At 65.4% G+C, this 257-nt stretch carries 1 pseudogene; it reads left to right on the forward strand.

Annotated elements, in window-relative coordinates:
• Window positions 1–214: pseudogene (locus SB725_RS32375) on the forward strand (LysE family translocator); the annotation flags it as partial.
• Window positions 215–257: the final 43 nt, after the last annotated feature.

A 257-nucleotide genomic window follows, 5' to 3' on the forward strand; every position in this document is an offset into this window, starting at 1 on the left:
CTGGTCGATGCTGCCGGGGCTGATTGCCCTGAGTTTCCTTGGCGGCCTTGGCGCATACGCTATCCTCATCGGCATCGTCGGCGCGCGTAAGGTACGCAATTGGTACCAGCGCCACGAGCTGGCGATCACCCGGGTCCGCGGGGTGATGTTCATCGGTTTCGCGATCAATGCCCTGCTGCACGCAGTGCCAGGGTTGGTCGGCAACAAGGCGTGACGCGCCGCGCGGGTTGCGACGGTGTGCAGTTGCAGGCTGCGGC

Source organism: Pseudomonas sp. SIMBA_041 (genome assembly GCF_046535095.1).
Lineage (GTDB): Bacteria > Pseudomonadota > Gammaproteobacteria > Pseudomonadales > Pseudomonadaceae > Aquipseudomonas > Aquipseudomonas mucoides.